Raw genomic sequence first — 8,816 nt, 5'->3', positions numbered from 1 at the left:
TATTTAATAGCATCTGTTGCACTTTTGGCTGTGTCTGTTACGGTATCAATCGCATTACTGAAAAAATCTTTAATTCCCATAAGGCCCCCTAATTCAATACTCTCTTTTAAATTGTTTTATTTTGTTTATGCACCAACACATCATAAATAATATGAGAGAACTACTTCATCTTAGCAGGGTCGCCCATAAACGTGATCACTTGCCTTTAACTACCAACTCACCATACATCAATGATCACATATTGCCTGAGCAAAACTTGAACCAACTGTATCGGGAATAATAGGTGTCATTTTCACATACGAATCTGTATAGCTATCAATAACTCTATTCCCTTTGTATTTAACTTCGGTTTTAAATCCTAAGAGATCTGCACTACAATTTACATGGTACAAATTTTTAGTATAATCACCCAGTCCCAGCCCATCTTTTGAAATATCATTAATAACGATTTTTTTTACCCAAAATTGAGTTACATTACTCGATATAGTTGAATAACCAGTTGGTACTTTTCGGATGCTTTGCCGATCCAGCTCATATCTAAATTCATCCGTTTCACCTAAATATTCCCATTCAGATGCTTGAACAGATGAAATACCGCATACTATTATTGCCAAAAATAACTTATTCATAACCAACCTCTAATTCATTATTCTCTTCTGCCCCAGTATCACCACCATTTGCTACCGATTCAGGCTCTAGCTGTTCAGGTGCATTATTGGTAATTTTATTAAAATTCTGACTCATCTCAACACCTAAACGAGAATCATAAGAATTATTATGAGAATATGAGGCTGAGTTTTCTGTAGATATACCACTATTAGTGTCAGATTTATGTCTTCTTGCTTGTACCTTTTTATTTAGCAGGCTTATCAATTGAATTTCAATTGTTTTTTGATGATCAGATGCCAAATGACTTGTATTCGTAGGTATATAATAATACTTTTGATTTCGAGCTAAAACCCTATCATCTCTCAAATACTCATCGCGATTGAAACCCATCTGATTAGCAACAGCATTATCCATGAGTCTTGCAGCATTATCTAGATAAAGACAATAGAGGTTATCAATTTCTGTATTTACATAACAATCACGAACACTTCTAGCCACTCCCGAAATTCCCGAATCTGACAGTATCTCTAAAAATTCATCTACAGCATCATTCATGTAGCTATAATTATCTGTAATCGTAGTATTAGCTAAATAAGGATCAGTTATTTCATCATTAGATGTATCAGTGTAAAGATAATGTGGTGAGGTATCATCTGCAGATTCTTCATAAGGAGCTGTTTCATAATCAGCACTAGGCTCTTCAGTTTTTTTAGTTACTATAGAGCCAACAAATAATATTGTTGCTAATACCCCAATACCTAAAATTGAAAAAATCCAAACACCCTTTGAACTTTCCTTTTCTGGTTTAGGCGTTACATCTAATGGTGAGCTTTCGTTACTATATGCAGATAAAGGTTGTGATTGAGGGTTTTGAGCTATTTTTTCTTTAAATTTATCAAAAGCGACAAAAAAGCTTCCAAATACTAAAAATGCCACCCCTAAAGTTAGAGGTACGATTACTGAGCCTAAAATAAATACACCCACTACACCCAAAAAGCTATGAGGTTCGATAATAGAATAAGCAACATAATAAGGCAGCAATAACAATGACACGTAAATCACTATATATGCCGCTAGATATAAAAACCCCAAGAAATATGCCATAACGCCCCTACATCATTTCAGATTTAATAAGTTTATAAAAATGACCTTTTATTAAAATTTAACATTGAACTTACTACTGACGGTCCCTATTCACCAACACATCATAAATAATATGTGCAAACTGCCTCATTTTAGCAGGGTCGCTCATCAACTGTGTCATTTGCTCCATGTGCGCTGCATTACTATCTAGTACTGCATCATCAAGCGCCGTGTCAAACTCACCGAGCATCGCTTGCTTACGTGGGTTGTTGTGAATCTGCGTCATCATACGTGTGTTCTCAGCCATCTTATCGGCAACGGTATAGGCATAATTAATCATATCCTGATCCGTTAAGTTATCTGTCACAAATAGATCATTTACACGGCGTAAAATCTGAGACAAGAAATCCTCTTTCTTATCCTTCGCTTTCGCAGTACCCACATCATTAGCAGGTTCTAACTTATGCTCAGTACTATCCGCTTGAAGCTGAATATCCTGCTGACGTAGCTTGGATAAACGGTAATGGGTCATTTCCACATTACTTAAGTCAATCACATCTTCATCTGCAATTTGTTCACGTAGCATTGGACGTAGGGCACGTGCGTATAGGCTCAACTTCTCAAGGTCTTTATCGTCATAGTCCACGATTTGCGACATAAATTCATAGAAACGGCTAAAGCTACCCAAGTCCTTTTTAAAGATTTCTAAGCCATCACGTGCTTTCTTTGCATCCGCAAATTCATTTTCTGCATTGGCAATGAGTACAGGTTCATTGGTGCGCTTGGTAATTTCTAAACGATTCTTGGTGACATCATAATCATTCACCGCTTGTTTATAGCGTAGCTCCCAGCGTTGTAAAGCAGGCTTACAGATGTTTGCCACTGCCGCAGGTGATTTATTTTTGGCATAGAAGGCATCGGCAAATTGCTCTACTTCCGTCCAGAGAAAAATCCCTGCTGATTTTAGCTTTTCAAACAGGTCATAGACTTGATCCGGGTTGGATACATCGGCCAATTCTGCGGTTTGGTAATACGGTTGGAAGGCATCCAAAATGTCTTGTGGATCATTAAAGAAGTCCAACACAAACGTGCCTGTTTGCGCTTTGCTTGGATAAGTACGGTTTAAGCGAGAAAGTGTTTGTACGCATTCCACCCCACCCAGTTTTTTATCCACGTACATAGCACAGAGTTTCGGTTGGTCAAAACCTGTTTGAAACTTATTCGCTACAATCATCACCTGAAAGTCATCGCTATCAAATGCTTTACGCATTTCACGACCTTTTAGGTTCGGGTTCATATTGCTTTCAGTAAACTTCTGACCCAATAAATGACTACTGTCCGAATCATTCTCATTGAATTCCACCTCACCCGAAAATGCCACCATCGCTTGAATGTTTTGGTATTTCTGCTCAGTGATGTATTTATCAAAGGCTTGTTTATAACGCACGGCTTCTTTACGAGAGCTTGTAACCACCATGGCTTTGGCTTGGTTGTTGAGTAAGCCCATGACATTCTTTTTAAAATGCTCAATGATGACTGCGACTTTTTGCGAGATGTTGTAATCATGCAAGCGTACCCATTGATTGAGCTTTATTTTGGCTTTTTTGGCATCGACGGTATCGTCTTTTTCTTCAATCTTCTGCTTCAGCTGATAGACCACTTTATAGTTGGTATAGTTTTTTAAGACATCCAAAATAAAGCCTTCTTCAATGGCTTGGCGCATTGAATAGACATGATAAGCCTGCGGTAAATTGGTTTTTGATGCTGGCATGCTTGGATCAGGCACACGGCCAAAGAGCTGTAAGGTTTTATCCTTTGGCGTTGCGGTAAAAGCATAGAAACTTAAATTATCACTGCCTTTACGTGATGCCATCACCGCATCCAACATATCTTCTGTCGATATGCTGTCATCTTCAGCACGTTCTTCCACCATCAAGGTTTCTTTAAGCTGTCGTGCGGTAGAACCGCTTTGTGATGAATGGGCTTCATCGGCAATCACGGCGTATTTACGTTCTTTTAGGCTTGTGCTGTTCTCAATCGCACGCAGTACAAATGGAAACGTTTGAATGGTGACAATAATAATCGGCTGTGCTATTTCTAAGGCTTTAGCGAGTTTTTCTGATTTTGAACCATCGCCTTCTTTGTTATTAATGCGACCCACCACGCCATCCGCATGTTCAAATTGATGAATGGTGTCTTGTAGCTGCGCATCTAAGATGGTGCGGTCTGTCACCACAATCACCGAATCAAACAGCTTTTTATTGTTGGCATCGTAAAGGCTAGAAAGCTGATGCGCCGTCCATGCAATGGAGTTGGATTTACCCGAACCTGCACTGTGCTGAATCAGGTATTTTTGTCCTGTGCCTTCCTTTAAGGAATCCTCAACTAATTGGGTGACAACTTTCCATTGGTGATAACGTGGGAAAATCAGGCTTTCTTTTTTGTATTTTTTGCCTTCCCAATCTTCTTTTTCTTCAATTTGTAGATGGATAAAGTTGCCGATGATATTCAGCAAGCGATCAGGGGTTAAGACTTCATTCCATAAATAGCCTGTGGCATATTCATTTGGATTTTCAGGAACGTCATTACCTGCGCCTTGGTCTTTGGTGCCTTTATTAAACGGTAAGAAATACGTGCTATCGCCTTGTAAATGTGTTGCCATATAGACGTCAAACTGACTCACGGCGAAGTGTACCAATGCGCCACGTTTAAACATCAGCAGAGGTTCAGGCTTATTGGTTTCAGGATCTTTGGCTAAACGAGTTTTTCTATACTGCGTCATCGCACGATGTACATCTTGTTTAAACTCGGACTTAAGCTCCATGGTTGCCACAGGAAAGCCATTGATAAACAGTACAAGGTCGATGCGCCATTTTTTGGCTTGTTTGCCTGTGGCTTCAAGTTCGGCTTTGTTGGCGTAAGGGCTATAGACAAGTTCAGGCACAACACGACAAATGTTTTGTTTGTAGCGTTCATTCAATTCAGGGTTTAAGCCATGTTCAGGTTTAAACTGACAAAATGAAAAACGGCAACCACGGGTACGCAGTCCATGACGCAACACGCCCAAGGTGCCATAACTACGGGATTGGGCATCGGTGGCGTTAATGTCGGCTTTTTTAAGCTGTGCTTCTACGGTATCTAAAAAATGGCGTTCGGTGTCATTGGGAAAAATGCCTTTAAACTTTTGCCATTCCTTGTCTTGGGTCTTTTGTATAAAGTCCAATAGGTCTTGGGTATAGAGGGCTTTTTCTCGGTTGTAGCCTGTACCTGAGCCAAGTTGCCAACCGTGCGACTGCATTTGGGCAATGATGTCTTGTTGGAATTCCGTTTCTAATGTTGCATCCTTTCTCATGCGCCAAGCTCCGTATTCGCCTCATTGTTGTTATGGTTGGGGTTTTGCCAATTGCGAACGTCAATTTTGCCTGTAACCGCAGAGGAAATAAGGGCTGTACGGCGTTCTTGCATCAGTTGAATAGCTGATTCGGCTTTTTTAGTTAGCTCATCAAATTTTTGATTAGATTGCTTGATGCTTTCTAAAATATTTAGAGCTTCCTCATAAGGTGGTAGCAAATAATAAAGCTCTTTGATTGTATCTTGCCCAATGTTTTGCATTGAGTGACTAGCACCTGTTGCACCTAGCTCAATTTGTTTTCTTACAGCACCAATCGATAAATACAAAGAAACCATTTCAGGCAATACATTTTTTGAGAACCTTAGTCGATACAACTTATCGCAAAGTATTAAATTTGGATAATCACCATTAACAACAGAAGCACTCCCTACCAATTCTTTTGTGTTAGCACGAGAAATTAATAAATCATCTTTTTGAATTAGATATTGTAAGCGTGGCTCTAACTCAGGTGGCAAGGCTTTATTTTCTGAACTTCTAAATGAGCCACCATTAACACACCCAACTTTTAAAACCCCATATTCATGTGATTCAGCAGGTCGAGAATCACATTGAGGACTCCAACCTTGTTCAAAAGTCGTGGTGATATGTTTTATCTTTATACATTTCCAATGCTCAGGCACTTGCCCTAACCATTCCACACCTGAATCTTTCATCGTGACATCAGAATTTAAACCTTTGGTCACCGCATGGCTAATGACCGCTTGACGCTTTTCTTTAAGTAGTTCAATTAGCTTTTCTTGTTTGGCAATCAAGGTGTCAATTTGTGCGGTTTCATGGTCGAGGAAATTAGCGATTGCAAGTTGGTCTAAAAGTGGAGGAAAAGGTATTCTAAATTTACGAATTTGCTGAATACCTAAAGCTGCCCGTGTAGAACCTGTTGCTAAGAAATTAGTTTGGGAAATAATACAATCACTATCTAATGCATAGAGTAAAAATTGACTATTAATTTTCCTAGCCTTAATCAAAACTAAAGTTGCTGATAGAGCACATCGACCATGAGGAATAATTTTCCGAGGTAAACCTAAAGTACCAACCTTGCAAAAAATGATGTTATGAGGCTCGATGGTAAAACTACGCTCTTGCTTTAAAACTGCACTTTCTTCAACAGGTCTTGCAGTTTCAAAATTCAAAGTTCCATCTTTATTTACGTCACGAATACCAATATATGGAAAACCTTCGCCATCCTCAGAAATGGCAGGTGCTCTATGGTCAGGTTGCGGGTCAATAACATCTGATAAGACACCAACATAACTAGCTTGCCAATGACTAGGAATCTCCCCTAACCATTCCACACCTGAATCTTGATACTCAGTATATTTTTCATATTTAGCCATTACGAATGCACCTCTTGTAAAAGTGCCATAATTTCACGGCTGACCTCATCCAAATCCGCATCAATCTCGCTTAAATCACGTGGCGGTTCATACACATAAAAATGACGGTTAAACGGAATCTCATAACCCACAATGCCAATTTCACCATCTTGCGCATCACGCTTATCGGCATTAATCCACGCATCAGGCACATGCGGTTGAACTTCACGCTTAAAGTAAGACTCAATTAAATCGGTGGTGCTGACAGTTGGATTTAAGGCAATGTTTTCTGCATCACGTAAATCACCATCTTGTATAAACTCAACCACTTTGCCTTTATATGCAAACTGACCATACAACGGATTTTCTGCGCCTTTTACCACCTTGCTTACTACAGGTTCAGCATCGGCATTTTTCCATGTAATGGCATCAATAAATTGCTTTTTCTCTTTGGTTTCAAGCTTAATATTGGCATCTTTTAAGGCTTGTTTAAGGACTTCATCAAAGGCATTAAAGTCATCAAACTGCGCCGTGCCAATCTTGGCTTGTAGGGCTTGGGCTTTGGTCAATAACGTGCGTTGCTCTAACCACAGTTTTGGTTCAAGGATGGTTTTAATGTCTTTTTCTTTCAGTTCGCTAAATTCAGCTTTAATGAGCGCACGAATCTCGGCTTCATACTCCGCCAATTGACCATAGCTGTCGGCTGTCCATGTAGTGCCATAATCGTCATACAGCTTTTGCATCACGGCATTAAATGGCTTCGGTGCAAAACGTAAAGTAGCAATACGCTCATCACTCACCTGTGCCGATAAACGTAACGGACGCTCAATGGTCACACGACGGTAGCCAAACTGGAAACTCTCAAAAATCTTCGAGCTAAATGGCTTTTGCGTATCGCTTTCACCATCATTGGCTAAGGTATCAACAGCTTCAAATGCACCGTAGTTTTGCGTGATGATACGGATTTCTTCATCGGTTAAATAATTACGCTTGGAGCCTAAAGACTTACGCATCTTCGAGCTTAAATTGGTGGCATTAATCAGATGCACTTTGCCTTTACGTTCAGCGTCTTTTTTATTACTCAGTACCCAAACATAAGTCGCAATGCCTGTGTTATAGAACATATCGGTTGGTAGGGCGATAATCGCTTCTAACAAATCAGCTTCTAAAATATAACGGCGAATTTCACTTTCACCACTGCCTGCACTGCCTGTAAATAGTGGTGAACCATTGAGGATAATCCCAATACGGCTACCTTGTTCATGCTCTGCATCTGGCTGACGCATCTTGCTAATCAAGTGCATTAAAAACAGTAACGAACCGTCCGACACACGTGGCAAGCCTGCACCAAAACGCCCCTCAAAGCCTTTTTGTTCATGCTCAGATTTAATCTCGTCTTCAATCTTCTTCCAATCCACACCAAATGGCGGGTTTGATAGCATGTAGTCAAACTTCTCATAGGCAAGTTGGTCATTAGATAGCGTATTGCCGAGTTTAATGTTTTTAACATCCTGACCTTTAATCAGCATATCGGCTTTACAGATAGCATAAGACTCAGGGTTTAACTCCTGACCATAGACACGGATCACCGCATCTGGGTTATGCTCACGCACATATTCTGTGCCTGAGGATAAAAAACCGCCTGTACCCGCTGTTGGGTCATATACCGTGCGTATGATACCTTCTTTGTTCAAGGCATCATCATCTTTACCAAATACTATACCTGTGGTGAGGCGCACGATGTCACGTGGGGTAAAGTGTTCACCTGCGGTTTCATTCGAACTTTCCGCAAAACGGCGGATCAATTCTTCAAACACCAAGCCCATTTCATGGTTGGATATGGCGCTATAACTCAAGTCTGTTGCAGCAAATTTTTGTACCACTTTATACAGCAAGTTGGCATCATCAAGTAAACCGACAAATTCATCAAACTTAAAATGCTCAAAAATCTCTCGCGCGTCTTTAGAAAAGTGCTGAATGTAATTAACCAAATTGGCACGAATGTCCTTTTGCCCAAGACTGCCTAAATTAAGTTCGGAAGTATTAAAAAACTTAATATCCCCTGTAACCTTGAGCAGCATCTTTTCTTTGGCTTCTTCGGGCAGCGGCATTTGTTTTACTTTTTCATTGGCTGCCAATACATCTGCCTTGCTTGACTCAAGTACACACTCTAAACGGCGCAACAAGGTAAACGGTAAAATCACACGTCCATATTGCGATTGCTTAAAGTCACCGCGGAGCAAATCTGCAACCGACCAAATGAAGGCTGCTGTCTGTGAAAAGTTATTATTTGTCATTAAAAAACTACCGCTTGCCTAAAGGCTAAAACTTGAAATCTATGTGATTGATTGTGCCTGATTTACAAGGCAATTTGCTAGAGATAGACTGTACAAAAGAAT

General features: G+C 40.0%; 5 protein-coding genes. All 5 read right to left on the bottom strand.

Annotated features, from left to right (window positions below; all coding sequences use genetic code 11):
* Window positions 1–227 precede the first annotated feature (227 nt).
* On the bottom strand, window positions 228–629 hold the full coding sequence (locus tag FTU12_RS15835; protein WP_180114946.1) for a surface-adhesin E family protein: 402 nt from the start codon (window positions 627–629) through the stop codon (window positions 228–230).
* The gene (locus tag FTU12_RS16575) at window positions 622–1,713 is read right to left on the bottom strand and encodes a hypothetical protein (protein WP_257227331.1); all 1,092 of its coding nucleotides are present in this window, start codon (window positions 1,711–1,713) and stop codon (window positions 622–624) included. The genes FTU12_RS15835 and FTU12_RS16575 overlap by 8 nt, the downstream gene beginning before the upstream one ends.
* 73 nt (window positions 1,714–1,786) lie before the next feature.
* Window positions 1,787–5,044 (bottom strand): type I restriction endonuclease subunit R, encoded by a 3,258-nt coding sequence (locus FTU12_RS15825; protein ID WP_180114945.1) that lies wholly within the window; start codon window positions 5,042–5,044, stop codon window positions 1,787–1,789.
* Window positions 5,041–6,438 (bottom strand): restriction endonuclease subunit S, encoded by a 1,398-nt coding sequence (locus tag FTU12_RS15820; protein WP_180114944.1) that lies wholly within the window; start codon window positions 6,436–6,438, stop codon window positions 5,041–5,043. Before FTU12_RS15820 ends, FTU12_RS15825 begins: the two co-directional genes overlap by 4 nt.
* The gene (locus FTU12_RS15815; RefSeq protein WP_180114943.1) at window positions 6,438–8,714 is read right to left on the bottom strand and encodes a class I SAM-dependent DNA methyltransferase; all 2,277 of its coding nucleotides are present in this window, start codon (window positions 8,712–8,714) and stop codon (window positions 6,438–6,440) included. The genes FTU12_RS15820 and FTU12_RS15815 overlap by 1 nt, the downstream gene beginning before the upstream one ends.
* Between the last annotated feature and the right edge of the window lie 102 nt (window positions 8,715–8,816).

This window comes from Acinetobacter sp. YH12063 (assembly GCF_013419715.1).
Classification (GTDB): Bacteria; Pseudomonadota; Gammaproteobacteria; order Pseudomonadales; family Moraxellaceae; genus Acinetobacter; species Acinetobacter amyesii.
Note: the sequence above shows the minus strand (reverse complement) of the source record. Positions and strands in the feature narration are given on the sequence as shown.

Excerpts from the sequence above, each read along its gene's own strand:
- FTU12_RS15835 (WP_180114946.1), bottom strand. The coding sequence starts at position 629 with ATGAATAAGTTATTTTTGGCAATAATAGTATGCGGTATTTCATCTGTT.
- FTU12_RS16575 (WP_257227331.1), bottom strand. The coding sequence starts at position 1,713 with ATGGCATATTTCTTGGGGTTTTTATATCTAGCGGCATATATAGTGATT.
- FTU12_RS15825 (WP_180114945.1), bottom strand. The coding sequence starts at position 5,044 with ATGAGAAAGGATGCAACATTAGAAACGGAATTCCAACAAGACATCATT.
- FTU12_RS15820 (WP_180114944.1), bottom strand. The coding sequence starts at position 6,438 with ATGGCTAAATATGAAAAATATACTGAGTATCAAGATTCAGGTGTGGAA.
- FTU12_RS15815 (WP_180114943.1), bottom strand. The coding sequence starts at position 8,714 with ATGACAAATAATAACTTTTCACAGACAGCAGCCTTCATTTGGTCGGTT.